This is a genomic window from Geodermatophilus sp. SYSU D01036 (genome assembly GCF_054050435.1).
On record NZ_JBJGZJ010000004.1, the window covers coordinates 50,459 to 73,880 of the forward strand.

Below are 23,422 nucleotides of genomic sequence, written 5' to 3' on the forward strand. Positions count from 1 at the left end.
GCGCCCGTCACGGCCCGGCGGCCACCGGCTGCCGGGCCAGCCGGTCGACGCACGCGTGGGTGCGCTCGAGCAGCTCGTGCGCCGCGGCGGGGGTCGGCGCGATCGCGGTCAGGCCGAACCGGCCGTCGACCGCCAGCCCGGACAGCATGTGCAGGACGACGCCGGTGCGGGTGCGCCGGTCGAAGCGCAGCCCCTCCCGGTCCACCGCGTCGACGACCTCCCGCGGCGGCAGCCCGGTCCAGGCGGGGTCGACGAGGTTGTCGGTGGCGCAGTAGCAGTGGACGGTGCCGTCGTCGGCGGTCCACCGGCCGGCCTCCGGGTCGTAGCGGCCGGGCACGAGGTTGCGCAGCACCGTGTACGGGTGGGTCGTGCCGCCCTTGCGGAGGTTGATCTCCAGCCCCTGCAGCGTCCACCCGCCCGGACCGGACGTCGCGACGAAGTCCACGCCGTAGCGGCCGCGGGCGCCGCACCGGGCCAGCGCCTCCCCCGCCGCCCGCCCGTACCTCCCCAGCTCCGGGGCGTAGTGCGGCTCGGCCGGGAACCGGCAGCCGAGGTACACCTGGCCGCTGTCCCCGCCGAGCACCTGCTCGTGCGTGGACAGCACGGTGACGCGCCCGTCCGGGGTGATCTCGCCCTGCACGCTGGGGCTGGCGAACCGGTCCCCGGTCACGAACTCCTCGACGACGCCGCCCAGGGTCAGCGCGGTGAGGTACCAGTCGGGCAGCCGGCGGACGGCGTCGCGCAGGTGGCCCGCGGAGCCGGGCAGGCCCTCCCGGCGCAGCACCACGTTGCCGTCGCCGGCGCCGCTGTCGTCGAGCTTGAGCACCACGCCCGCCGCGGCCGGCCGCCGCCGCAGCACGTCGTCCACGGCGCGGTCGACGTCGTCGACGGTGTGCACGTCCTCGCACCCGGCCGGCACCGGCACGCCCGCGTCGGCGAGCAGCCGCCGGCCGGCGCTCTTGAACCCCAGCGGCCACAGCTCGGGCGCGGTGCCGTCGACGGGCACGTCCAGCCGCCGGGCGATCTCCACCTCGTCGGCGGTGACGTTCCACGGCTCGAGGAACGCCGGCCGGCCGCCGATGTGCCGGCGCAGGTCCTCGACCAGGTCCGGCCGGTCGCGCAGCTTCGCGGCGACCGGGCGGTAGGAGGCGTCCGGGACGACGAGCACCCGCAGCCGCCGGCGCACCGAGGCGCGGTCAGCGGGCGGCACCAGGGAGAGGTAGTGGTCGACCAGCGCCTGCGGCGGCGGGGCGCTGCTGACGAAGACCAGCTCGCAACCGGGGACGCGGGGCAGCAGGAGGACGGTGACCAGGTACCGGTGCTCCAGGGCCGGCAGCCGGTCGGCGTAGTGCGACAGCAGCGACTCGCCGATGCTGAACGAGGGCAGGGTCACCAGCACGTGCGGCGTCGAGGAGCCCGGCGCGTTCGCCGCGCAGGCCGGCGCCAGGTCCCGCTGCAGCTCGGCGAACTCCCGCACGGCGCCTCCCGGCGCACTCGGCCCCCGCGCGGGGACCATCCTCCCGCGGGACCGGCGGCCGGAGGAGGCCGTCGGGCGCGCGGCGTCAGGAGCGTCCGGTCAGCCAGAGCAGGAGGCCGATGACCAGCCCGACCGTCGAGTGGCCGACCACGCCGCGGGCGTGGCTGACCAGCGGGTAGGCGGTCATCGTCGGCAGCGCGGTGCCCTCGTCGACCAGCAGGAGGGCGGCGGCGCCGACGGCCGGCCCGGCGGCCAGCGGCGACCAGCCGCGGCGGACCAGCGTCGCGGCGAGCACCCCGTAGGTCACACCGAGGGTGCGGTGCACGGCGAGCCCGACCCGGCCGGCCGCGGCGTCGTCGAGGTCGCGCCCCGCGACGGCGCCGAGCTGCTTGCCCAGCTGCACGAGCGCGCCGCCCGGCGCGATCTCCTCCTCCCGCCGCCGGGACTCCGCGCTCTGCCGGCCGTGGAACCAGCCGGTGGCGGCGTCCATGGTGCGGCTGGCCGCGTACCCGGCCAGCGCCCCGGTCCAGAGCGAGCTGCGGCTACCCGTCATGGCGCCACCGTGGCGGGCCGGCGGCGCGCCGGGCAGGGGGTGCTGGCCGCCGCGGGACCGCCGCCGTCCGGAGCGGGCGCGTCCGGACGGTCGGTGCCCGCGGACCCACGGTCAGGCGGGGGTCCGCGGCGCCGCGGCGTCGGCAGCCGACGCGCGCGGGCCGGGCACCGGGGGCCGGCGCAGCGGCCGGAACGCGGTCCGCAGCTCGTCGACGAGCAGGTGCGGCTCCTCCCACGCCGCGAAGTGCCCGCCACGGGGCAGCCGGTTGTAGTGGATCAGGCGGGGGTAGGCGCGCTGGGCCCAGCTCAGCGGCGCCTCGTACTGCTCGCCCGGGAAGACGCTGACGGCGACGGGGACCTGCACGCCCTTCGCGTCGAAGAAGCCGCCGCGGTACTCCCAGTACAGCCGGGAGGCGGAGACGCCGGTGCCGGTCAGCCAGTACAGCGTCACGTTGTCGAGGACCTCGTCGCGGGTGAGCTCGCCGGTGCTGCTCGCCGTCCGGTCGAGGGCGGCCATGACGGCGGCGGCGGGCTGGCCGTCGGCGTCGTTGTGGTCGAGCAGCCAGGCGGCCAGGCCGACCGGGGAGTCCGCGATGCCGTAGAGGGTCTGCGGGCGGGCGGCCATGTAGCGGGCGTACTCGACCTGCCCGAACGTTCGGAGCAGCTGCCCGTAGGCGCGCCGCTCCTCGTCGGAGAGGCCGGGCGGCGGCGGCTCGCCGGCCAGGGCGGCCGCGTTGACGTCGGCCGGCACGGTGGCCGGCATGTTGGTGTGGATGGCGAGCAGCCCCGGCGGCGCCTGCAGGCCCATCTGGTCGACGACGAACGCGCCCCAGTCGCCGCCCTGCGCGACCCAGTGCTCGTAGCCCAGGCGCTCCATGAGCGCGGCCCAGGCGCGGGCCATGCGCTCGGGGCCCCAGCCGGTGCTCGCCGGCTTGCCGGAGAAGCCGTAGCCGGGCATCGAGGGGACGACGACGTCGAAGGCGTCGGAGGGGTCCCCGCCGTGCGCCGTCGGGTCCACGAGCGGGCCGATGATCTTGAGCTGCTCGACCACCGAGCCGGGCCACCCGTGGTTGACGACCAGCGGCAGGGCGTCCTCGTGCCGGGAGCGGACGTGCAGGAAGTGGATCTCCAGCCCGTCGATCTCGGTGAGGAACTGGGGCAGGGCGTTGAGCCGCGCCTCGCAGGTGCGCCAGTCGTAGGCGGTGGCCCAGTGGTCCGCGAGGGCCCGCATCGTCGCGAGCGGCACGCCCTGGGAGGTGTCCGGGACCGTCTCCCGCTCCGGCCAGACCGTCGCCGCGACGCGCCGCCGCAGCTCGGTGAGCGCCTCCTCGGGCACCTCCACGCGGAACGGGCGGACGGTCCCTGCTGCCGCGGTCGTCATGGCCGGGTCCCTCCTGGGGTGCGTCGGTCTAGCCGAAGGTGAGGACGTACGCGGCGACGCCCGGGGCGGTGAACTCGATCTCGAACAGCCGGTCGGTGACCGGGCCCGGCTGCCGCACCAGCTGGTACAGCCACCGGCCGGTCGCCACGCCGTGGCCCCGCGCGTCCACGTCGCCGCCGGCCGCCTCCCCCGGCGGCCGCCCGTCCAGGCGCACCCGGAAGGGCACGGAGACCCCCGGGGCGACCGGCCCCATCACCAGGTGCAGGTCGCGGGCGCGGAAGCGGCAGGCCAGCCGCCCACCCGGCTCGTCGAGCACCGCGGCCTCGACGCCGACGGTCCACCGCCCGGCCGCCGCCCAGGAGCCGGGCCGCAGCCGCGCCGGGAGCTCGTACTCGTGCGACTGCTCGGGGGCCGTGCCCTGCGGGGAGGCGAAGGCGGAGGACCGGCCGTAGCCCAGGTACTCCTCCGGTGAGCCCAGGGCGTCCCAGTCGGCGGGGGCCTCGACGCCCTCGCCGACGACCGTGACCGGGTCGCGGCCGAGGACGTCGGCGCCGGCCTCGGCCAGCAGCTGCTGGACCACCGTCTCCGACCGCGTCTCGTCGCCCTCCCCGAACCAGTGGTGCCGGATGCGGCCGGTGACGTCGACGAAGTACAGCGCCGGCCAGTAGCGGTTGGCGAAGGCGCGCCAGATCGCGTACCCGCTGTCCAGCGCGACCGGGTGGGTGACGCGCAGGCCCTCGAGCGCCCGGCGCACGGCGCCGGCGTCCCGCTCGAAGGAGAACTCCGGCGTGTGCACGCCGAGGACCACCAGCCCGTCCTCCCGGTACCGGTCGGCCCACGCCCGCACGTACGGCAGGGTGCGCAGCCAGTTGATGCACGTGAAGGTGCAGAAGTCGACGAGGACGACGCGGCCGCGCAGCGCCTCGGTCGTCAGCGGCTCGGTGTTCAGCCACCCGGTCGCCCCGTCGAGCGCCGGCATCCGGCCCTCGGTGGGCAGCAGTGCGGGAGTCGCCATCTCCCCGGACCTCCTCGACGTGGCTCAGGTCGACGCGGCTCCGGTGCCGGTGCCGGTCCCGCCGGCCGGCTCCGGGGACCACCACAGGAGCCGGATGCCGCTCATCTCCAGCCGGGTGCCGGAGGCGTCCGAGCCGCACCGCAGCACGACCCGCATGCAGGTGGGGCAGCGGAGCACGAGGGCGGGCGCGTCGGCGTAGACCAGGTGCGCCCCCAGCGGGGCGCGGCCGCCGCAGTACGTGCAGGTGGACACCGCCGCGGTCGCCTCGGCGGTGAGCACCTCGGCCAGGACGCCGGCCGCCGCGTTGCCGTCCAGCCGGCGCTCGTCGGCCGCGGGGGGCACCGCGCCGGTCCCGTCGGGCGGGTGCTCGGACAGGTCCATCGCCGTCCCCTCCCCCGGCCGCGGGCGCCGCCGTGGCGGCCACTGTCGCGCCGGGCGCCGGGCCGCGCATCGGTCATCCGACCGTCCCCGGCGGCCGCGCACCCCTGCCGCCGCCGCGTCCGCTGCGGGAGACTCGCACCTCCACGGGGCGAGCGACCGTCCGGGCGGTGAGTCGAGGGAGGCCCCCGTGGACGACACCACGACCGGAGGGACCGGGCTGGTCGGCCGGGACGCCGAGGGCGGCGCCGTCCGGGCGTTCCTCGACCGGGCCGCCTCCCGGGGCGACGCGCTGGTGGTGACCGGCGACCCCGGCGTCGGGAGGACCGCGGTGCTCGACGCGGCGGCGGGGACGGCGGCCGCGGCCGGGGCGCTGGTGCTGCGCGCCGCGGGGGTGGGGTCCGAGACCGAGGTCGGCTCCGCCGGCCTGTCCCAGCTCCTCCTGCCGCTGCTCGACGGGCCCGAGGGCCCGCCCGGCACCGCCCTGGCCGCCGCCCTCGGCGCCCGGCCGGGGCCGCCCGGCCCGCTGGCGGTGGCGACCGCGGTCCTGGCCCTGCTCGACCGCGCGGCCCGGGGGCGGCCCGTCCTCCTGGTCGTCGACGACCTGCCGGAGCTGGACGGGTCCAGCGCGCGGGTGCTCGGCCTCGTCGCCCGCCGGCTCGCCGGCCGCCGCTGCGGCGTCCTGGCCAGCGCACGCACCGGCGGCGGCTCGCTGCTGCTGGACGCCGGGCTGCCCCGCCTGGAACTCGGCCCGCTCGACGACGCCGCGTCGGCGGAGCTGCTGCGCACCCGCGCCCCCGGGCTGGCCCGCGACGTGCGCCGGCGGGTCCTCGACGCGGCGCGGGGAAACCCGCTGGCGCTGGTGGAGCTGCCCGCCGTACTGGCCGGCCACGACGGCGGGCCGGTGCCCCTCCCGCCCGGGACGCCGCTGCACGCCGCCTTCGCCCGGCCGGTCGGCGCGCTGCCGGCCCCCACCCGCGCGCTGCTCCTGCTGGCCGCGCTGGAGGGCACCGGGGACCTCCGCGCGCTCCGCGCGGCCGCCCTGGCCGGTGGCCGGGACCGCGACGACGGCTGGCTGGACGACCTCGCCCCGGCCGAGCGCGCGCGGCTGGTCCGCGTCGACCTGGCCGCCGGACGCGTGGCGCTGCGGCACCCGCTCACCGGCGCGGCCGCCGTGGAGCTCGCGACCAGCGGCGACCGGCGGCGGGCGCACGCCGCGCTGGCGCGGGCGCTGGCCGGGGACCCGGAGCGCTGCGCCGGGCACCTGGCGCGGGCCGCGATCGGGCCGGACGGGGAGGCGGCCGGCCTGCTCGAGCGGGCGGCCGGCCGGGCGCGGCAGCGCGGGGACGGGACCGGCGCGGTCGCCCTGCTGCTCCGGGCCGCGGACCTCACCCCGCCCGGGCCCGCCCGCGCCCGCCGGCTGGCCGCCGCCGCCGCCGCGACGGTGGACACCACCGGCGACCTGCCGTCCGTGCCGGGGCTGCTCGCGCGGGCGCGGGCCGCCGACCCGCGCGCCGGCCGCTCCCCGGCGGTCGCCGCGGCCGCCGGCGCGCACCTGCTGCACGCCGCGGGCGACGTCGGCACCGCGCACCTCGTGCTCGCCCGCGCCGTCGACGCCGCGCTCGACGAGGGAGCCGGCGCGGCCGCCGTCGCGGACGCCCTCCCGGCCCTGCTGCTCGCCTGCCACCTCGCCGGGCGCGAGGACCTCTGGCACCCGTTCGACGACGCCCTCGCCCGGCTGGGGACCGACGTCCCGCCCCTGCTGTCGGTGGCTGCCCGCACGGTCGCGGACCCCGCCCGGGCCACCCGCGCGGACCTCGACCGGCTCGGGGACCTGCTGACCGCGGTCCAGACCGACGCCGACCCGGCCTCCGTCGTCCGGGTCGCGGCCGCCGCCGCGCCCGCGGGCCGGCTCGCCGCCTGCCGCCCGGCCCTCCAGCGGGTCGTGGCCGCGGGAGGCCGGAGCCGCGCCGCCGTCCTCGGCGCCCGGGTGCTGCTGGCGCAGGACGCGCTCGCGGCCGGCCGCTGGGACGAGGCCGCGGGCGGCGCCGCGGAGGCGGTCCGCGAGGCCGGGGAGCTGGGGTACCGGCTGCTCGCCCTGCCCGCCGTCCACGTCCTCGCCCTGCTCGCGGCCGCGCGCGGCGACGAGGAGGCCGTCCGGTCCCGCACCGGCGACCTGGCCGCGGCGGCGGCCGCGCACGGGGCCGGGCTCGCCGCGCACCTCGCCGCCCACGCCCGCGGCCTGGCCGCCCTCGGCCGCGGCGAGCACGACGACGCCGCCCGCCACCTCGCCGCGATGGGGCCGGCCGGCCGGCTCGCGCCGCACGCGCCGGTCGCGCTGCCCGCCGCGCTGGACGTGGTCGAGGCGGCGGTGCGGACCGGCCGGCGGGCCGAGGCCGCCGCCCACGTCGCCGCCCTGCGGCGCGCGCCCGTCTCCGGCGCGGCGCCGGGGCCCGCGCTGCTGCTGGCCGGGGCGGCCGCGCTGGTCGCGCCGGAGGAGGAGGCGCCGGGGTGCTTCGAGGCCGCCCTCGCCGTCCCCGGGGCGCAGGAGCACCCGTTCGCGCTCGCCCGGGTGCGGCTCGCCTACGGGGAGCACCTGCGCCGGGCGCGGGCGACCGGCGCCGCCCGCGGGCAGTTGGCCGCGGCGCTGGAGGTCCTCGAGCGGCTCGGCGCGGCCCCGTGGGCGGCGCGCGCGGCGGCGGAGCTGCGGGCCACCGGGCCGTCCGCGCGCCGGACGGACGACGGGCGGCGCCCGGCGTCGCTGACCGCGCAGGAGTACGAGATCGCGATGCTCGCCGCGTCCGGGCTGTCGAACAAGCAGATCGGCAACCGCCTGTTCCTCTCCCCGCGCACCGTGGGAGCGCACCTCTACCGCGCGTTCCCCAAGCTCGGCGTCACCGCCCGCGCCGCGCTGCGCGACGCGCTGGCCGGGGTGCCGACCCCGCGCCCGCCGTCCGAGCGGTGACGGCGGTCGATCGACCGATGCCGCCGGGCGGCCGCCCCGGCACAGTCGGGACGTCGTCGGGAGGAGCCGCCATGTCCCTGATCTCCCGCGGGTTCGGCCACCGCGCCTCGGCCGCGACCCCGACCGACCGGCTGCCCCCCGGGCAGTACGACGTCGGCGACGCCTTCCCCGTGCTCTCGGCCGGGCCGACCCCGCGCACGCCCCTGGCCGAGTGGGACCTCACCGTCCAGGGCGAGGTCGACGGCGTGCGCCGGTGGACCTGGGAGGAGTTCCGGGCGCTGCCGCGCGAGTCGGTCTCGGTCGACATCCACTGCGTCACCAAGTGGTCGAAGTTCGGCACCCGGTGGGAGGGCGTCGCCGTCGACACGCTGCTGGCCGACCTGCCGCCGGCGGCCGCGTTCGTGCTGGCGTTCTGCGACGGCGGGTACACGACGAACCTGCCGCTCGCCGACGTCACCGGCGGCCGGGCCTGGGTGGTCGACACCTACGAGGGCGAGCCGCTGCCCCCGGAGCACGGCGGCCCGGCCCGGCTGCTGGTGCCCCACCTGTACTTCTGGAAGAGCGCCAAGTGGTTGCGCGGGTTCGCGCTGAGCCGGGTCGACGAGCCCGGCTTCTGGGAGACGTTCGGCTACCACGACCGCGGTGACCCGTGGCTGGAACAGCGGTACAGCGGCGACTGACCTGGCTGCCGGCGACGCTGACCGGCGGCGTCGCCGAGACGGCCCGGGTGCGGCGGCTGTCCTTCGAGGTGCCCGGCTGGACCGGGCACCTCCCGGGCCAGCACGTCGACCTCCGCCTCACTGCGGAGGACGGCTACACGGTGCAGCGCAGCTACTCGATCGCCTCCGCACCCGAGGAGCAGGAGGTCTCCCTGCTCGTGGAGCGGCTGCCCGACGGCGAGGTGTCCCCCTACCTGACCGACGAGCTGCGCGCGGGCGACGTGCTGGAGCTGCGCGGCCCCATCGGCGGGTACTTCGTGTGGTCGGCGCGCGCGGACTCCGCGCGCGGCGAGCGCCGGCCGGTGCAGCTGGTGGCCGGGGGCGCGGGCGTCGCGCCGTTCCTGTCGATGCTCGAGCACCGGCGCCGCACCGGCGGGACGACGCCGGTCCGCCTCCTGTACTCCGCGCGCAGCGCCGACGACCTCCTCGGCCGCGGGTCGCTCGGGCCGGAGACCACGGTGACCCTGACCCGCGCCGCGCCGGCGGGGTGGACGGGCCCGACCGGCCGGGTCGACCGCGCGCTGCTGGCGGAGCGGGCGTTCGGCCCGGAGGAGCGGCCGCGCACGTTCGTCTGCGGCCCGACGTACTTCGTCGAGGACGTCGCCACGGCGCTGGTCGACCTCGGCCACGACCCGTCCGCGATCCGGCTCGAGCGGTTCGGCGGCTGACCGGCGGGGAGCCGGCCGCCGCGGTCAGACACCGGCCGGGACCGGCGTCGGGACGCCGCGGGCGAGGCTGTCCAGTGCCCGCAGGATCACGTCGGCCACCACCTGGGGCTGCGAGATCATGATCGCGTGCGAGCCCTCGGTCTCGACGACGTCCGCGCCGGCCCGCCGGGCCATGGCGCGCAGCACGTCGGTGCCGGCGGCCCGGTCGCCGGTCGGGATGACGGCCCACGACGGCAGGGTGCGCCAGGCGGGGGTGCCGCTCGGCACGGTGAAGCCGAGCACCGACACCGGGCGCTGGGTCGCGGCCATGACGGCGGTCATCTGGGAGGGCAGGTCCGCGGCGAAGGCCTCGTGGAAGCGGTCGGCGCGGATCGCCCACTCGGTCTGCGGCCCCTCCGGGGTCGGGTAGGAGCGCTCCTCGAGGGCGGTCATCAGGACGCTGTCGACCGACCCGCCCTCGACGTCGGCGAGGAGCTCGCCCTCGTCGGGCGCGAACCCCGCGACGTAGACGAGGCCGACGACGTTGCCGGCGCGGGCGGCGGCGTTGGTGACGACCGCGCCCCCGTAGGAGTGCCCGACGGCGAGCACCGGGCCCGGGACCTGCTCCAGCGCGGCGGCGACGTACTCGGTGTCTGCGGGGATCCCGCGCAGGGGGTTGGGCACCGCCTGCGCGCGGACGCCGGCCGCGAACAGGCGCGCGATCACGCCGTTCCACCCGGAGCTGTCGGCGAACGCGCCGTGCACCAGCACGACGGTGGGGACGGGAGGGGCACCGGTCACGACGACCTCCTCGGGAGTGCGGGCTCCGCCCTCCACGCTCGTTGCCCCGCGCCCGGCGGGGCATCGGTCATCTGACCGTCGCCGAGGTCGTGCTGATCCAGTCGTCGATGGTCTCCCACCAGCGGTAGAGCCAGTCGGTCAGCTCCGCCTCGCCGCGCGGCACCTCCGCGGCCGGGATGAACCACCACCGCAGGTGCAGCGTCTTGTCGATGGGCAGCCCCCGCCACACGTCCCGCACCGTGCTCAGGTGCTCCAGCCCGGTGTGCGCGACGAGGACGACGTCGGCGTGGGGGGCGGCCTGCAGCGCCGCGACGACGCCGCCCGGGCGCGGGGGCAGCACGTTGCGCATCGCCTCGGCCCGCCGCACCGCCGCCAGCAGCCCGCGCTCGCGCAGCCGCTGGAGCGCCCGCACCTTGCGCCGCGGGGTGTAGTTCGCGCCCTCGGGGAAGATCAGCAGCGCGTCCTCCTCGCCGAGGTCGCGGGCGAGGTCGGCGATGGCCTCCTCCGGGCTCCGCCCGGCCGCCGGGTCGCCGGAGACGAAGGAGTTGGGCAGCCGGTTGAGGTAGACGTCGACCAGCGGGTCCAGCTGCAGCACGTCCTTGAGCACGATCCGCGGCTGGCGCAGGTGGTCGCGGTTCATCAGCGTGTGCACCAGCAGGAACGAGTCGCCGGGGCCGGCGTGCCGGGAGAGCACCACCATCGCGTTGGTCGAGCCGGGCACGCCGTCGTCCAGCGGCGACCACGAGTCGCCGTCGGTGACCAGCCGCAGCGCGAACAGCCGCTGCGCGGACCGCATGAGGACGTCGAGCAGCACCCGCAGCACCGTGTAGTGCGCCGCCCGGGAGCGCGGGGAGTCCAGCCGGCGGCCGAAGCCGCTCGCCACCCACAGCACCGCCGCGGCGGCCAGCCCGGCCACCTCCAGGCCGAGGTAGACCAGCCCGAAGCACAGCAGCCGCAGCGCGCGCAGCCGCCCGGGCAGGAAGAACGAGACGAGCACCGCCGCGACGACGAGCACCGGCAGCAGCAGGACGGCGACCGCGAGCACCCCGACCAGCAGGGGGCCGGCGACCCGGCGGACGTGGCGCGGGGGCAGCACCTCAGACCACCCCGCCCCGGCCGGCGGCGACCCGGTCCAGGTACTCCCCCGCCGCGGCGCGGGCCCGCTCGATGCGGGCCGGCACGCCGGAGAAGTCGCGGTAGCGCAGGTTGGCCGCCCCCGGCGGGTCCGGGTCCCCGGCGGGCAGCACGTGCACGGTGACCCCCTCCGGCAGCGAGGCGAGGTCGGCGGTGAACCGGTGCCGGCGGGCGATCTCGAAGGCGACCGTGGCGACCTCCCACGGCCGGGACGGCGGGGACAGCGGCCGGTCGATCCGCCCGACGTGCAGCACGTGGACGGTCGCGGCGCCCAGCGCCACCGCGCGGCCGACCGGGATGCTGTGCACCAGGCCGCCGTCGAGGTAGTGCTCGCCGTCGATCTCCACCGGCGGCAGCAGCCCGGGGACGGCGCAGGAGGCGAGCACCGCGTCGACCAGGTCGCCGTCGGTGAACCAGTGCTCGGCCGCCCGCTCGATGCTCGCCGCCACGCACTGGAACGGGACGCGCAGCTCCCCGAACGTCCGGACCGGCAGGGCGTCCTCGAGCATCTCGCGCAGCGGTTCGCGCGGGTGCAGGTGCGTTCGGGTCCGGACCAGCGTGCCGACCCGGCCGAGCACCGACCCGGCGAACACCCGCCGGGAGGCCAGCTCCTGCCAGACCGCGCGCAGCCGGTCCACCGCGGCCGGCGTCGGGTCGGCGGCGACGACCGCGCCGTTGATCGCGCCCACCGAGGTGCCCACGACCAGGTCGGGCCGGACGCCGCGCTCGAGCAGCGCCTGCAGCATGCCGACCTCGGCCGCGCCGAGCACTCCCCCGCCGCCGAGGACGAACGCGGTGCCGCCGGTCGCTGCCACGCCCCGCATCGTGGCACCCGGACGGCGGACCGCCACTCAGCCGGCCAGCTCGGCCATCGTCCGCAGCGTCCCCGGCGACCCGGAGACCAGCATCGTGGTCACCAGCGACGCCTCCCACGCCGCGAGGTCGTCGGCGATCTTGGCGCGCGGCCCGACGAGGGCCACCTTCTCGACCATCGCCAGCGGCACGGCCGCGACCGCCTCGGCCTTCGCGCCGGACAGGTAGAGCTCCTGGATGCGGGCGCACTCGGCCTCGAACCCCATCCGGGCGAAGACCTCGTAGTGGAAGTTCACCCCGCGCGCGCCCATCCCGCCGACGTAGAGGGCGAGCATCGGGCGCACCCGGTCGGCCGCGGCGTCGACGTCGTCGTCGACCTCCACCGGCACCGTGCAGGCCACCTCGAAGTCGTCCGCGGTGCGCCGGGCACCCGGCCGGGCGAAGCCCTCGGCGAGCGCCGCGCGGTAGTGCGCGTCGTCGTGCGGTGAGTAGAACAGCGGGATCCAGCCGTCGGCGACCTCCGCGGCCAGCGCGACGTTCTTCGGGCCCTCCGCGGCGAGCAGCACCGGGAGGTCGGCCCGCAGCGGGTGGACGGTCGGCCGCAGCGCCTTGCCCAGGCCGGTGCCGCCGGGGAACGGGATGCGGACCTGCTCGCCGTCGAGGCGGACCACCTCGCGGGCGAAGGCCTGCCGCAGCACCGCCACGTACTCGCGGGTCCGGGCCAGCGGCCGCGGATAGGGCTGGCCGTACCAGCCCTCGACCACCTGGGGGCCGGAGACGCCCAGACCGAGCACGAAGCGGCCGCCGGAGAGGTGGTCCAGCGTCAGCGCGGCCATGGCGGTGGCGGTCGGCGTGCGCGCGGACATCTGGACGACCCCGGTGCCCAGCCGCAGCCGGGTCGTCCGGCTGCCCAGCCACGCCAGCGGGGTGAGCGCGTCGGACCCGTAGGCCTCCGCCGTCCACACCGAGTCGAAGCCGAGGTCCTCGGCGAGCGCGACCAGTTCCGCCTGACCCGGCGGCGGGCCGGCGCCCCAGTAGCCCAGCGACAGCCCCAGCCTCACGGCGCCCTCCGATCGTTGTGCAGGTCACACCATCCTGATAGACCTGACGTCAACGTCAAGTCCGGCCGCGGCCCGCGCCGCGCCGCCTCCGCCGGGGGTCCCCATGCGCTTCACCAGCGAGCACACCGCGTTCCGGAAGACGGTGCGCGACGTCGTCGAGCGGGAGATCGCCCCGCACGTCGACGAGTGGGAGCGGGCCGGCACCTTCCCGGCGCACGAGCTGTTCCCCAAGCTGGGCGAGCTCGGCCTGCTGGGCCTGGAGTACGACCCCGAGTACGGCGGGCAGGGCGCCGACCACCTGTTCAGCGTCATCCTCTGCGAGGAGCTGCACCGGTCCGGCTGCGCCGGCGTCCCGATGGCGATCGGCGTGCAGACGATGATGGCCACGCCGTCGCTGCACGAGTTCGGCAGCGACGAGCTCAAGCGCCGCTACCTGGAGCCGGCCATCCGCGGCACCGCGGTCTGCTCGATCGCCGTCACCGAGCCCGGCGCCGGCTCCGACGTCGCCGGGCTGCGCACCCGCGCGGTGCAGGACGGCGACGAGTGGGTGATCAACGGCAGCAAGCTCTACATCACCAACGGCACCCAGGCCGACTGGCTGTGCCTGCTGGCCCGCACCTCCGACGAGGGCGGCTACCGCGGGATGAGCCAGATCGTCGTCCCCACCGACACCCCGGGGTTCTCCGTCTCCCGGAAGCTGGACAAGCTCGGCAACCGCTCCTCCGACACCGCCGAGCTGTTCTTCGACGACGTGCGGGTGCCGGTGTCGAACACCATCGGCACCGTCGGCCGCGGCTTCCAGCAGCAGATGGCGCAGTTCGTCGTCGAGCGGATGTTCGCCGCCTACGGCGCGGTGGGCAGCTGCCGGCACGCGCTGGAGCGCACCCGCGAGTACCTCCGGCAGCGGCAGGCGTTCGGCCGGCCGCTCGCGGCCAACCAGTACGTCGTCTTCCGGCTGACCGAGCTCTCGGCGCAGGTCGACCTGCTGCAGTCGCACAACTACGCGTGCGCGCAGGCGTACGTGGACGGCGAGGACACCACCCGGGCGGCCACGGTCGCCAAGCTGACCGCCGGCCGGCTGCTGCGCGAGGTGGCCGACGCGTGCCTGCAGTTCCACGGCGGCATGGGCTACATGGAGGAGACCTGGACCTCCCGGTTCTTCCGGGACAGCCGATTGGCCTCGATCGGCGGCGGCGCCGACGAGGTCATGCTGCAGGTGCTCGCCCGGATGGACGGGTTCGACGCGTGAGCGGCGCCCCGCTGCTGCAGGCGCTGGTCGACGACCTCGAGGCGGAGTCCGCCGACCTCGACGCGCGCGTCGCCCCGCTCGACGACGCCGCCTGGTCCACCCCCACCCCCGCGGCCGGCTGGGACGTCCGCGACACCGTCAACCACCTGCGGTTCTTCGACCGGGACGCGCTGCTCGCCGTCACCGACCCGGACGGCTTCCGCGCGCTGGTGGCCGGACTCGGGGAGGGCGCGGGCGACTACGTGGAGCGGCTGACCCGTGAGGGCCGCGCCGATGCCCCGGCCGACGTGCTGGCCGCCTGGCGGTCCGGCCGGGCGGCGCTCGCCCGCGCCCTGCGCGCGGCCGACCCCGGCGTGCGGGTGCCGTGGTTCGGGCCGCCGATGAGCCCGGCGTCGTTCGTCACCGCCCGGCTGATGGAGACCTGGGCGCACGGGCAGGACGTCGTCGACGCCCTCGGGCAGGACCGCGCGCCGACCGCCCGGCTGCGGTCGGTGGCCGAGATCGGCGTGCGCGCCCGGCCGTTCGCCTACGCCGTCCGCGGCCTGCCGGTGCCCGACCGCCCGGTGCGGGTCGAGCTGACCGGCCCCGGCGGCGAGGCGTGGACCTGGGGGCCCGACGACGCCGCCGACGTCGTCCGCGGGACCGCGCTGGACTTCTGCCTGCTGGTCACCCAGCGCCGGCACCGCGACGACCTGGGCCTCGAGGTCACCGGGCCGGCGGCGCAGGAGTGGGCGGGCATCGCGCAGGCCTTCGCCGGCCCGCCCGGCGCCGGGCGGGAGCCGCTGCGGTGACGGCGCCGCTGCGGGTGGCCAACGTGTCAGGCTTCTACGGCGACCGGCACGCGGCGATGCGGGAGGTGCTCGACGGCGGGCAGGTCGACGTCCTCACCGGCGACTACCTGGCCGAGCTGACCATGCTCATCCTCGGCCGGCAGAAGGCCGAGGACCCCGCGGCGGGCTGGGCGCGCAGCTTCCTGTCCCAGCTGGAGGAGTGCCTGGGCACCGCGCTGGAGCGCGGCGTCCGGATCGTCGCCAACGCCGGCGGGCTCAACCCGCAGGGCCTGGCCGCCGCGGTCACGGCGCTCGGGGAGCGGCTCGGGCTCCCGGTGCGGGTCGCGACCGTGAGCGGGGACGACCTGCTCCCCCGCCTCGGCGAGCTGCGCGGCCGGCTGCGCGCCGGCGACCGCCCGCCCGGCGCCCGCGACGTCGACGACGCGCTCACCGCCAACGCCTACCTCGGCTGCCGCGGCATCGTGCGGGCGCTGCAGGCCGGCGCCGACGTCGTCGTCACCGGCCGGGTGACCGACGCGAGCCTCGTCGTCGGGCCGGCCGCCTGGCACCACGGCTGGGGCGGCGACGGCTGGGCCACCGCCGACCTCGACGCGCTGGCCGGCGCCACCGTGGCCGGGCACGTGCTCGAGTGCGGCGCGCAGGCAACGGGTGGCAACTACAGCTTCTTCGCCGAGCTGCTCGACGCCGACCCCGCCGCACTCGACCACGTCGGCTTCCCGCTCGCCGAGATCGCCGCCGACGGCACGTCCGTGATCACCAAGCACCCCGGCACCGGCGGCGCGGTGACGGTCGGGACGGTCACCGAGCAGCTCCTGTACGAGCTCACCGGCAGCCGCTACGGCGGGCCCGACGTCGTCACCCGCTTCGACACGCTGCGGCTGCGGCAGGCCGGCCCCGACCGGGTGGAGGTCTCCGGCGCGCGCGGGCTGCCGCCGGAGGGGGTGCTCAAGGTCGCGGTCAACCGGCTCGGCGGCTTCCGCAACGCGATGACGCTGCCGCTGACCGGCCTGGAGGTCGAGCGCAAGGCGGAGCTGCTGCGCCGCCAGCTCGCCCCGGCGCTCGAGGGCATCGAGGACGTCACCGTCACCCTGGCCCGCACCGACTCCCCCGACGCCGGCGTGCAGGAGGAGGCCGCGGCGCTGCTGCACGTCACGGTCAAGGACCGCGACCGCCGCCGCGTCGGCAAGGCGTTCACCGTGCCCGTCATCGAGCTGGGCCTGGCCAGCATCCCCGGCTTCCACGCCACCTCGGCGCCGCCGAGCCCGTCCCCGTACGGCGTCTACTCCGCCGCCTGGGTGCCCGCCGGCGAGGTCCCGCAGGTGGTGGGGCTGCCCGACGGCACCACCGAGACGCTGCCGTCGGCCGTCCCCGCCGCGGCGGCCGCCGACGTCCCGGAGCCGGCCGGACCGCCCGCCTGGACCGACGACGGCCCGACCCGCCGGGTGCCGCTGGGCCGGGTCGCCGGCGCGCGCAGCGGCGACAAGGGCGGCGCGGCCACCCTCGGCGTCTGGGCCCGCGACGACGACGGCTTCGCCTGGCTGGCCGGCTTCCTCACGTCCGACCGGCTGCGCGCGCTGCTGCCCGAGGCCGCCGCGCTGCCGGTCACCCGCGAGCTGCTGCCCGGGCTGCGGGCGCTGCTGTTCCAGCTGCCCGGGCTGCTCGGCGACGGCGTCGCCGCGGGGACCCGGTTCGACCCGCAGGCCAAGGCCGTGGGCGAGTGGCTGCGCTCCCGCGTGGTCGACGTCCCCGAGCGCCTGCTGCCCCCGGAGGGAGACGGATGACGGTCCTGGACGAGCGCGCCGCAGGCAACCGCGCCGCGATGCTCGAGCGGCTGGCCGAGCTGGAGGAGCAGCTCCGCCTGGCCACCGCCGGCGGCGGCGAGAAGGCGCTGGCCCGGCACCGGCAGCGCGGCAAGCTCACCGCCCGCGAGCGGATCGAGCTGCTGCTGGACCGCGACAGCCCGTTCCTGGAGCTGTCCCCCTACGCCGCGTGGGGCACCGACTTCCCGGTCGGGGCGAGCACGGTCACCGGCATCGGCGTCGTCGAGGGCGTCGAGGTCGTGGTGTCGGCCAACGACCCGACCGTCCGCGGTGGCACGTCCAACCCGTACACGCTGCGCAAGTCCGCCCGGGCGCACGACATCGCGCGCACCAACCGGCTGCCGTTCGTCAGCCTGGTGGAGTCCGGCGGCGCCGACCTGCCCACCCAGTCGGAGATCTTCATCCCCGGCGGCCGCGGCTTCCGCGACCTCACCCGCCTGTCGGCCGCGGGCATCCCGACCGTCGCGCTGGTCTTCGGCAACAGCACCGCCGGCGGCGCGTACGTGCCCGGGATGAGCGACCACGTCGTGATGATCGAGGACCGCAGCAAGGTGTTCCTCGCCGGGCCGCCGCTGGTCAAGATGGCCACCGGCGAGGAGGCCGACGAGGAGTCCCTCGGCGGCGCGGCGATGCACGCCCGGGTCTCCGGCAGCGCCGACCACCTCGCCGTCGACGAGGTCGACGCCATCCGGATCGGCCGGCGGATCGTGCGGAACCTCAACTGGCGCAAGCACGGCCCCGGCCCCTCCCGACCGGCCGACCCGCCGCTGCACGACCCCGAGGAGCTGCTCGACCTCGCCCCCGCCGACCTCCGGCAGCCGCTGGACCCGCGCGACGTCCTCGCCCGCGTCGTCGACGGCAGCCGGTTCGACGAGCACAAGCCGCTCTACGGCACCTCGCTGGTCACCGGGTGGGCGAGCATCCACGGCTACCCGGTCGGCGTGCTGGCCAACGCCCGCGGCGTGCTGTTCCGGCAGGACGCCGAGAAGGCCGCGCAGTTCATCCAGCTGGCCAACCAGACCGACACCCCGCTGCTGTTCCTGCAGAACACCACCGGCTACATGGTCGGCACCGAGTACGAGCAGGACGGGATCATCAAGGCCGGCTCACAGATGATCAACGCGGTCTCCAACAGCACCGTCCCGCACCTCACCGTCAACATCGGCGCGTCCTACGGCGCCGGCAACTACGGCATGTGCGGCCGGGCCTACGAGCCCCGCTTCCTGTTCACCTGGCCGAACGCCAAGAGCGCGGTCATGGGCCCGGCGCAGCTGGCCGGCGTGCTCGACATCGTCGGCCGGGCCAGCGCCCGGGCCCGCGGCCGCGACTACGACGAGGAGGCCGCGGCCGCGATGCGCGCGGCGGTGGAGCAGCAGATCGAGGCCGAGTCGCTGGCGCTGTTCCTCTCCGGCCGGCTCTACGACGACGGGATCATCGACCCCCGCGACACCCGCACCGTCCTCGGCCTCGCCCTCTCGGCCGTCCACAACGCCCCGGTGAGAGGACTGCACGACGGATGGGGGGTGTTCCGGCTGTGAGCCGCCCCCTCACCAGCGTGCTGGTCGCCAACCGCGGCGAGATCGCCCGGCGCGTGTTCCGCACCGCCCGGGCGATGGGCCTGCGCACGGTCGCCGTCCACTCCGACGCCGACGCCGGGGCGCCGTTCGTGGCCGAGGCCGACGTCGCGGTGCGGCTGCCCGGGAACACGCCCGCCGAGACCTACCTGCGCGCCGACCTCGTGGTGGCCGCGGCGCTGCGCGCCGGCGCGGACTGCGTGCACCCCGGCTACGGCTTCCTCTCCGAGAACGCGGACTTCGCCCGGGCGGTGCAGGACGCCGGGCTGGTGTTCGTCGGGCCGGACCCCGGCGCCGTGGAGGCGATGGGCAGCAAGCTCGCCGCCAAGGAGCTCATGGGCCGGGCCGGGGTGCCGGTGCTGCCGAGCGTCGACGCCACCGGCCTGTCCGGCGACACCCTGGAGAAGGCCGCCGGGGAGGTCGGCTACCCGCTGCTGGTGAAGGCGTCCTTCGGCGGCGGCGGGCGCGGCATGCGCACCGTCCGCGGGCCCGCGGAGCTCGCCGAGGCGGTGGAGGGCGCCGGCCGGGAGGCGGCGTCGGCGTTCGGCGACGGCACGGTGTTCCTCGAGCGGCTGGTCGAGCGGCCGCGGCACGTCGAGGTGCAGGTGTTCGGCGACCGGCACGGCACCACGGTGGCGCTGTTCGAGCGGGAGTGCTCCATCCAGCGCCGGCACCAGAAGGTGGTCGAGGAGGCGCCCAGCCCCGCCGTCGGGCCGGCGCTGCGGCAGCGGCTGCAGGACGCCGCGGTGGCCGCCGCGCGGGCGATCGGCTACGTCGGCGCGGGCACGGTGGAGTTCCTGCTCGACGAGGGCGGCGACTTCTGGTTCCTCGAGATGAACACCCGGCTGCAGGTCGAGCACCCGGTCACCGAGGCGGTCACCGGCCTGGACCTGGTCCGGCTGCAGTTCGACGTCGCCGCCGGCCGCCCGCTGCCCCCGGAGGCGGTCTCCCCCACGCTGTCCGGCGCCGCGATCGAGGTGCGCCTGTACGCCGAGGACCCGGCGCGCGACTGGCTGCCGCAGTCGGGCCGGCTGGCGGAGTTCGCGCTCGCCGCCGACGCGGAGTTCCGCACGCCGACCGGGCCGGGCATCCGGCTGGACAGCGGCTTCCGGACGGGCGACGAGGTCGGCGTGCACTACGACCCGATGCTCGCCAAGGTCGTCGCCTGGGCGCCGGACCGCACCTCGGCGGCGCTGGCGCTGGCCGGCGCGCTCGCCCGGGCCCGGCTGCACGGGCTGACCACCAACCGCGACCTGCTCGTGCGGGTGCTGCGGTCGGGGGCCTTCCTCGCCGGGGAGACCGACACCGGCTTCCTCGACCGGCACGGCCTCGACGTCCTCGCCGCACCGCTGGTCGACGACGCCGGCCGCCGCGTGCACGCCGTCGCCGCCGCACTCGCGGGGGCGGCACTGCGGCGGGCGGCCGCGCCGGTGCTGGCCGGCCTGCCCTCGGGCTGGCGCAACAACCCGACGGTGCCGCAGACCACCGCCTTCGACGCCGGCACCGTGCACTACCGGCTCCACCGCGACGGCGTCACCGCCGACGTCGACGGCGAACCGGTGGACCTCGTCGTCCTCGGCACGGAGGTGACCGGGCCCGGCCGGGTCCGGCTCGCCGTCGAGACCGGCGGGCTGCGCGGCACCTACGAGGTGCACGTCGACGGCGACCGCAGCTTCGTCGACGGCCCGGACGGCGCCACCACGCTCACCGAGCTGCCGCGGTTCCCCGAGCCGTCCGCCGCGGTGGCGCCCGGCTCGCTCACCGCCGGCATGCCCGGCGCGGTGACGCGGGTGGCCGTCGCCGAGGGCGACGAGGTCCGCGCCGGGCAGCTGGTGCTGGTCCTCGAGGCCATGAAGATGGAGCACCCCGTGGTCGCACCGGCCGACGGGGTGGTCACCTCCCTGCACGCCGACGTGGGCGCGCAGGTGGAGACGGGCGCGGTGCTCGCGGTCGTCACCCCGACAGCCCCCGAGAGCGGAGGAGACCGCAGTGCGTCCTGACCTGTCCGGGATCGACCCCCTGGAGCTGAACCTCGCCACCCGGTTCTCGGTCGGCGACATGCTGACCCGCTCCGCGCAGCTGTTCGCCGCCCGCACCGCGGTCGTCGACGGCGAGGAGGAGGTCACCTACGCCCGCCTCGACGCCGCCGCCGAGGCGTTCGGCCGCGGCCTGCTCGACGCCGGCGTGGGCCCCCAGGAGCCGGTCGCCTTCCTGCTCGGCAACTCGTGGCGGTTCGCAGCGAGCTTCTTCGGCTGCGCCAAGGCCGGGCTGGTCGCGCTGCCGGTCAACCTGATGCTGGCGCCGGAGGACGTCGGGTGGATCCTCGCCGACTCCGGCACGGAGACCGTCGTCGCCGATCCGGTGTTCCTGCCGCTGCTCGAGGCCGTGCTGCCCGGGCTGCCCGCGGTCACCCGGGTCGTCGTCACCGGGGACGCCCCGGCGCAGGTCGCCGGGCGGGACGTGCTGCGCTGGGACGACGTCGCCGCCGACCCGACGCCGGTGCAGGTGCTCGTCGACGACCGCGACACCGTGCACTGCCTGTACACCTCGGGCACCACCGCGCGGCCCAAGGGCGTGCTGACCAGCCACCTGGCGGTGCACGTCGGCGTGTTGAGCAACGCGCTGCAGGTCGGCCACCGGCGCGGCGACGAGTTCTCCGTCCTGCCGATCGTGCTGCCGCTGTTCCACACCACCGCGCTGGACACCCTGCTGCTGCCGGTCCTGCTCACCGGCGGCACCGCGGTCCTGCCCGGCGGCTTCGACCCCGAGGCCTTCCTCGAGGTGGTCGAGCGCCGCCGCGCGACCCACCTGATGCTGCTGCCGATGATGTACGCCGCGCTGCTCGCCGCCCCGGGCATCCGGACGCGGGACCTGTCGTCGGTGCAGCTGTGCATCTACGCGATGGCCCCGATGCCGCAGGAGCGGATCACCGCGATCGCCGCCGCGTTCCCGAACGCGAGGGTGCTGCTGGGCTCGGGGCAGACCGAGTGCGTGCCGGCGACGGTGTTCCAGTGGCCGTCGCACCAGGAGACGAAGGCGGCGTCGTGGGGGCCGTCGACGGTCACCGTCGACACCCGGGTCATGGACCCGGCCGGCCGGCTGCTGCCGCCGGGTGAGACCGGGGAGATCGTCTACCGCGGCCCGCACGTGATGAGCGGGTACTGGAACAACCCGGCGGCCAACACCGCCGCGTTCGCGCACGGCTGGTTCCACTCCGGCGACGTCGGCCACCTCGACGAGGAGGGCGTCGTGTGGTTCACCGACCGGGTCAAGGACATGGTCAAGACCGGCGGGGAGAACGTCTCCTCCGTCGAGGTGGAGCGGGTGCTGCTGGCGTCCCCGGAGATCGTCGAGGCCGCGGTGATCGGCGTCCCGGACGACCGCTGGGGCGAGGCGGTCACCGGCGTCGTCGTGCCGGCCGACCCGGACGCCGACCCCGCCGCGCTGGCGGAACGGCTGCTCGCCCACTGCCGGGCGCACCTGGCCGGCTTCCAGGTGCCCAAGCGGATCGAGGTCCGCACCGGGCTGCCGAAGACCGCCACCGGCAAGATCCAGAAGCACGAGCTGCGCGACGAGTTCCGTGGCTGACGCGCCCCTGGTCACCGTCGCCCGCCGCGGGCCGGCGGCGGTGGTGACGCTGGACTCCCCGCCCAACCGCAACGCGCTGTCCCGCGCCCTGCTCGAGCAGCTGCACGCCGCGCTGCAGGAGGCCCTCGCCGACGACGCGGTGCGGGTGCTCGTGCTGACCGGCGCCGGTCCGGTGTTCTGCTCCGGCGCCGACCTCAAGGAGCAGCGCGCCAGCGGCGGTCCCGGGCCGGTCGGCCTGCCGGAGGTCCTCACCCTGCTGATGGAGGGGCCGAAGCCCGTGGTGGCGCGGGTCAACGGCGCCGCCCGCGCCGGGGGCCTCGGGCTGATCGCGGCCTGCGACCTCGCCGTGGGCCTCACCGGGGCGATGTTCGGCTTCAGCGAGGTCCGCATCGGGGTCGCGCCGGCGGTCATCGCCGTCCCCTGCCTGCGCCGGATGGACCCGCGGGCGGCGCGCGAGCTGTTCCTCACCGGCGAGCCCTTCGACGGCGCCCGCGCCCGCGAGGCCGGCCTGCTCGACCGCGCGGTGGCCGACGGCGAGCTCGACGCCACGGTGGACGCCCTGGTGGCGCAGCTGGCACTCGGCGCCCCCGAGGCGCTCGCCATCACCAAGCGGCTGCTGCGCGAGCTGCCCGGCGCCGGCCTGCAGGAGGACCTCGACCGGATGGCCGCGCTGTCGGCGGAGCGGTTCGGCTCGGCCGAGGCGCGCGAGGGCATCGCCGCGCTGCTGGAGAAGCGCCGCCCCTCCTGGGCGGCAGGGACGTAGAGGTCAGGCGGGCCAGGCCGAGCGGGGCAGGCCGATGGCGCCGGCCCACAGCCGGGTGAGCACCTCGACGGCGGCGTCCTCGTCGAGGTCCTCCACCGGGTCCTGCCACAGGTGCGCGAACGACTCGACCATCGCGCCGAGCGCGCTGGCCGTGGCGCGCGGCGGCAGCGAGGCGTCGGCCAGGCCCAGCTCCTGCAGCCGCTCCAGGCCCTCCATGCCGCGCCGCACGAAGGTCTCCCGGACGTCGACCCGCAGCCGCCGGAACTCCTCGCGGGTGTCGGCCAGCGAGTCGAGGACGCGCAGGATCCGGGCGTGCCGGGTGACCGCGGTCAGGTACAGCCGGTTGGCCGCCTCGATCCGCTCGTACGGGGCGTCGGCCGGCAGCCGCGGGCCCACCGCGGTGGCGGTGAACAGGTCCTCCACCACGACCGCGACGATCGCCCGCAGCAGCGACTCCTTGGAGTCGAACCAGGTGTAGAAGGTGCCGTGCGAGACGCCCGCCCGCTCGGACACCGCGTCGATCCGGACGTCGGCGAACCCGCGCTCCTCGAACAGCTCCCGGCCTGCCTGCAGCAACGCGGCCCGGGTGCGCCGTCCCCGGTCCGTCACGGGGAGCTGGTCCTGCCCCGCGCCGGCCTGCGTGCCGGTCATCGCCCCACCTCCGCGTCCTCGGGCCCCGGCAGCCTGACACACC

Annotated in this window: 20 protein-coding genes; 10 read left to right on the forward strand and 10 right to left on the reverse strand. The window is 77.1% G+C overall.

The genetic code is table 11. The features are described from left to right. Window positions 1-7: 7 nt before the first annotated feature. The 5 genes from ACI8AR_RS06330 to ACI8AR_RS06350 form a co-directional block, all read right to left on the reverse strand. Window positions 8-1,477 (reverse strand): peptide ligase PGM1-related protein, encoded by a 1,470-nt coding sequence (locus ACI8AR_RS06330; RefSeq protein WP_457050228.1) that lies wholly within the window; start codon window positions 1,475-1,477, stop codon window positions 8-10. A gap of 85 nt (window positions 1,478-1,562) precedes the next feature. Further along, window positions 1,563-2,030, reverse strand: coding sequence for a hypothetical protein (locus tag ACI8AR_RS06335; protein WP_457050229.1), 468 nt, complete (start codon window positions 2,028-2,030; stop codon window positions 1,563-1,565). A 111-nt stretch (window positions 2,031-2,141) separates the two neighbouring features. Beyond that, complete coding sequence (locus tag ACI8AR_RS06340) at window positions 2,142-3,410, reverse strand: epoxide hydrolase family protein (RefSeq protein ID WP_457050230.1); 1,269 nt, start codon at window positions 3,408-3,410, stop codon at window positions 2,142-2,144. A gap of 28 nt (window positions 3,411-3,438) precedes the next feature. Then, on the reverse strand, window positions 3,439-4,425 hold the full coding sequence (locus ACI8AR_RS06345; RefSeq protein WP_457050231.1) for a thioredoxin: 987 nt from the start codon (window positions 4,423-4,425) through the stop codon (window positions 3,439-3,441). 24 nt (window positions 4,426-4,449) lie between these two features. Beyond that, window positions 4,450-4,806, reverse strand: a complete 357-nt coding sequence (locus ACI8AR_RS06350; protein WP_457050232.1) for a DUF6510 family protein — start codon at window positions 4,804-4,806, stop codon at window positions 4,450-4,452. A gap of 187 nt (window positions 4,807-4,993) precedes the next feature. Between ACI8AR_RS06350 and ACI8AR_RS06355 the strand changes: the two genes are divergently transcribed. The 3 genes from ACI8AR_RS06355 to ACI8AR_RS06365 all read left to right on the forward strand — a co-directional run bounded on the left by ACI8AR_RS06355 (window position 4,994) and on the right by ACI8AR_RS06365 (window position 9,155). Next, on the forward strand, window positions 4,994-7,768 hold the full coding sequence (locus ACI8AR_RS06355; protein ID WP_457050233.1) for an AAA family ATPase: 2,775 nt from the start codon (window positions 4,994-4,996) through the stop codon (window positions 7,766-7,768). A 71-nt stretch (window positions 7,769-7,839) separates the two neighbouring features. Continuing rightward, window positions 7,840-8,448 carry a molybdopterin-dependent oxidoreductase gene (locus ACI8AR_RS06360; protein WP_456935301.1) on the forward strand — a complete coding sequence of 203 codons (609 nt, stop codon included), beginning with the start codon at window positions 7,840-7,842 and terminating at the stop codon, window positions 8,446-8,448. After that, the gene (locus tag ACI8AR_RS06365) at window positions 8,418-9,155 is read left to right on the forward strand and encodes a ferredoxin reductase (RefSeq protein WP_457050234.1); all 738 of its coding nucleotides are present in this window, start codon (window positions 8,418-8,420) and stop codon (window positions 9,153-9,155) included. The genes ACI8AR_RS06360 and ACI8AR_RS06365 overlap by 31 nt, the downstream gene beginning before the upstream one ends. 24 nt (window positions 9,156-9,179) lie before the next feature. Here the strand turns inward: ACI8AR_RS06365 and ACI8AR_RS06370 are convergent, their stop codons facing one another. From ACI8AR_RS06370 to ACI8AR_RS06385, 4 genes are all read right to left on the reverse strand, one after another. Further along, on the reverse strand, window positions 9,180-9,935 hold the full coding sequence (locus ACI8AR_RS06370; RefSeq protein WP_457050235.1) for an alpha/beta fold hydrolase: 756 nt from the start codon (window positions 9,933-9,935) through the stop codon (window positions 9,180-9,182). 67 nt (window positions 9,936-10,002) lie between these two features. Continuing rightward, window positions 10,003-11,031 carry a lysophospholipid acyltransferase family protein gene (locus ACI8AR_RS06375; RefSeq protein WP_457050236.1) on the reverse strand — a complete coding sequence of 343 codons (1,029 nt, stop codon included), beginning with the start codon at window positions 11,029-11,031 and terminating at the stop codon, window positions 10,003-10,005. Window position 11,032: 1 nt separating this feature from the next. Next, window positions 11,033-11,884: a patatin-like phospholipase family protein gene (locus ACI8AR_RS06380; protein ID WP_457050237.1), complete on the reverse strand. Its 852-nt coding sequence runs from the start codon at window positions 11,882-11,884 to the stop codon at window positions 11,033-11,035. Between the two features lie 36 nt (window positions 11,885-11,920). Further along, entirely contained in the window at window positions 11,921-12,943 is a 1,023-nt protein-coding gene (locus ACI8AR_RS06385) for an LLM class F420-dependent oxidoreductase (RefSeq protein WP_457050238.1), read from the reverse strand. Between the two features lie 103 nt (window positions 12,944-13,046). On the opposite strand from ACI8AR_RS06385, the gene ACI8AR_RS06390 reads away from it, so the two are divergent. The 7 genes from ACI8AR_RS06390 to ACI8AR_RS06420 are packed head-to-tail and all read left to right on the forward strand — an operon-like array spanning window position 13,047 to window position 22,728. Next, window positions 13,047-14,192: an acyl-CoA dehydrogenase family protein gene (locus ACI8AR_RS06390; RefSeq protein ID WP_457050239.1), complete on the forward strand. Its 1,146-nt coding sequence runs from the start codon at window positions 13,047-13,049 to the stop codon at window positions 14,190-14,192. Beyond that, a complete protein-coding gene (locus ACI8AR_RS06395; protein WP_457050240.1) occupies window positions 14,189-14,983 on the forward strand; it encodes a TIGR03084 family metal-binding protein in 795 nt (264 codons plus the stop codon). The genes ACI8AR_RS06390 and ACI8AR_RS06395 overlap by 4 nt, the downstream gene beginning before the upstream one ends. Further along, complete coding sequence (locus ACI8AR_RS06400; RefSeq protein ID WP_457050241.1) at window positions 14,980-16,764, forward strand: acyclic terpene utilization AtuA family protein; 1,785 nt, start codon at window positions 14,980-14,982, stop codon at window positions 16,762-16,764. Before ACI8AR_RS06395 ends, ACI8AR_RS06400 begins: the two co-directional genes overlap by 4 nt. Further along, a complete protein-coding gene (locus tag ACI8AR_RS06405; RefSeq protein ID WP_457050242.1) occupies window positions 16,761-18,341 on the forward strand; it encodes an acyl-CoA carboxylase subunit beta in 1,581 nt (526 codons plus the stop codon). Before ACI8AR_RS06400 ends, ACI8AR_RS06405 begins: the two co-directional genes overlap by 4 nt. Beyond that, a complete protein-coding gene (locus ACI8AR_RS06410) occupies window positions 18,338-20,377 on the forward strand; it encodes an ATP-binding protein (protein ID WP_457050243.1) in 2,040 nt (679 codons plus the stop codon). Before ACI8AR_RS06405 ends, ACI8AR_RS06410 begins: the two co-directional genes overlap by 4 nt. Further along, window positions 20,367-21,965 carry a class I adenylate-forming enzyme family protein gene (locus tag ACI8AR_RS06415; protein WP_457050244.1) on the forward strand — a complete coding sequence of 533 codons (1,599 nt, stop codon included), beginning with the start codon at window positions 20,367-20,369 and terminating at the stop codon, window positions 21,963-21,965. Before ACI8AR_RS06410 ends, ACI8AR_RS06415 begins: the two co-directional genes overlap by 11 nt. Further along, window positions 21,958-22,728, forward strand: a complete 771-nt coding sequence (locus ACI8AR_RS06420; protein ID WP_457050245.1) for an enoyl-CoA hydratase-related protein — start codon at window positions 21,958-21,960, stop codon at window positions 22,726-22,728. The genes ACI8AR_RS06415 and ACI8AR_RS06420 overlap by 8 nt, the downstream gene beginning before the upstream one ends. A 3-nt stretch (window positions 22,729-22,731) precedes the next feature. On the opposite strand, the gene ACI8AR_RS06425 is transcribed toward ACI8AR_RS06420, so the two are convergent. Further along, window positions 22,732-23,379: a TetR/AcrR family transcriptional regulator gene (locus tag ACI8AR_RS06425; protein WP_457050246.1), complete on the reverse strand. Its 648-nt coding sequence runs from the start codon at window positions 23,377-23,379 to the stop codon at window positions 22,732-22,734. Window positions 23,380-23,422 lie beyond the last annotated feature (43 nt).

Excerpts from the sequence above, each read along its gene's own strand:
- ACI8AR_RS06390 (WP_457050239.1), top strand. The coding sequence starts at position 13,047 with ATGCGCTTCACCAGCGAGCACACCGCGTTCCGGAAGACGGTGCGCGAC.
- ACI8AR_RS06350 (WP_457050232.1), bottom strand. The coding sequence starts at position 4,806 with ATGGACCTGTCCGAGCACCCGCCCGACGGGACCGGCGCGGTGCCCCCC.
- ACI8AR_RS06405 (WP_457050242.1), top strand. The coding sequence starts at position 16,761 with ATGACGGTCCTGGACGAGCGCGCCGCAGGCAACCGCGCCGCGATGCTC.
- ACI8AR_RS06345 (WP_457050231.1), bottom strand. The coding sequence starts at position 4,425 with ATGGCGACTCCCGCACTGCTGCCCACCGAGGGCCGGATGCCGGCGCTC.
- ACI8AR_RS06335 (WP_457050229.1), bottom strand. The coding sequence starts at position 2,030 with ATGACGGGTAGCCGCAGCTCGCTCTGGACCGGGGCGCTGGCCGGGTAC.
- ACI8AR_RS06360 (WP_456935301.1), top strand. The coding sequence starts at position 7,840 with ATGTCCCTGATCTCCCGCGGGTTCGGCCACCGCGCCTCGGCCGCGACC.
- ACI8AR_RS06425 (WP_457050246.1), bottom strand. The coding sequence starts at position 23,379 with ATGACCGGCACGCAGGCCGGCGCGGGGCAGGACCAGCTCCCCGTGACG.
- ACI8AR_RS06340 (WP_457050230.1), bottom strand. The coding sequence starts at position 3,410 with ATGACGACCGCGGCAGCAGGGACCGTCCGCCCGTTCCGCGTGGAGGTG.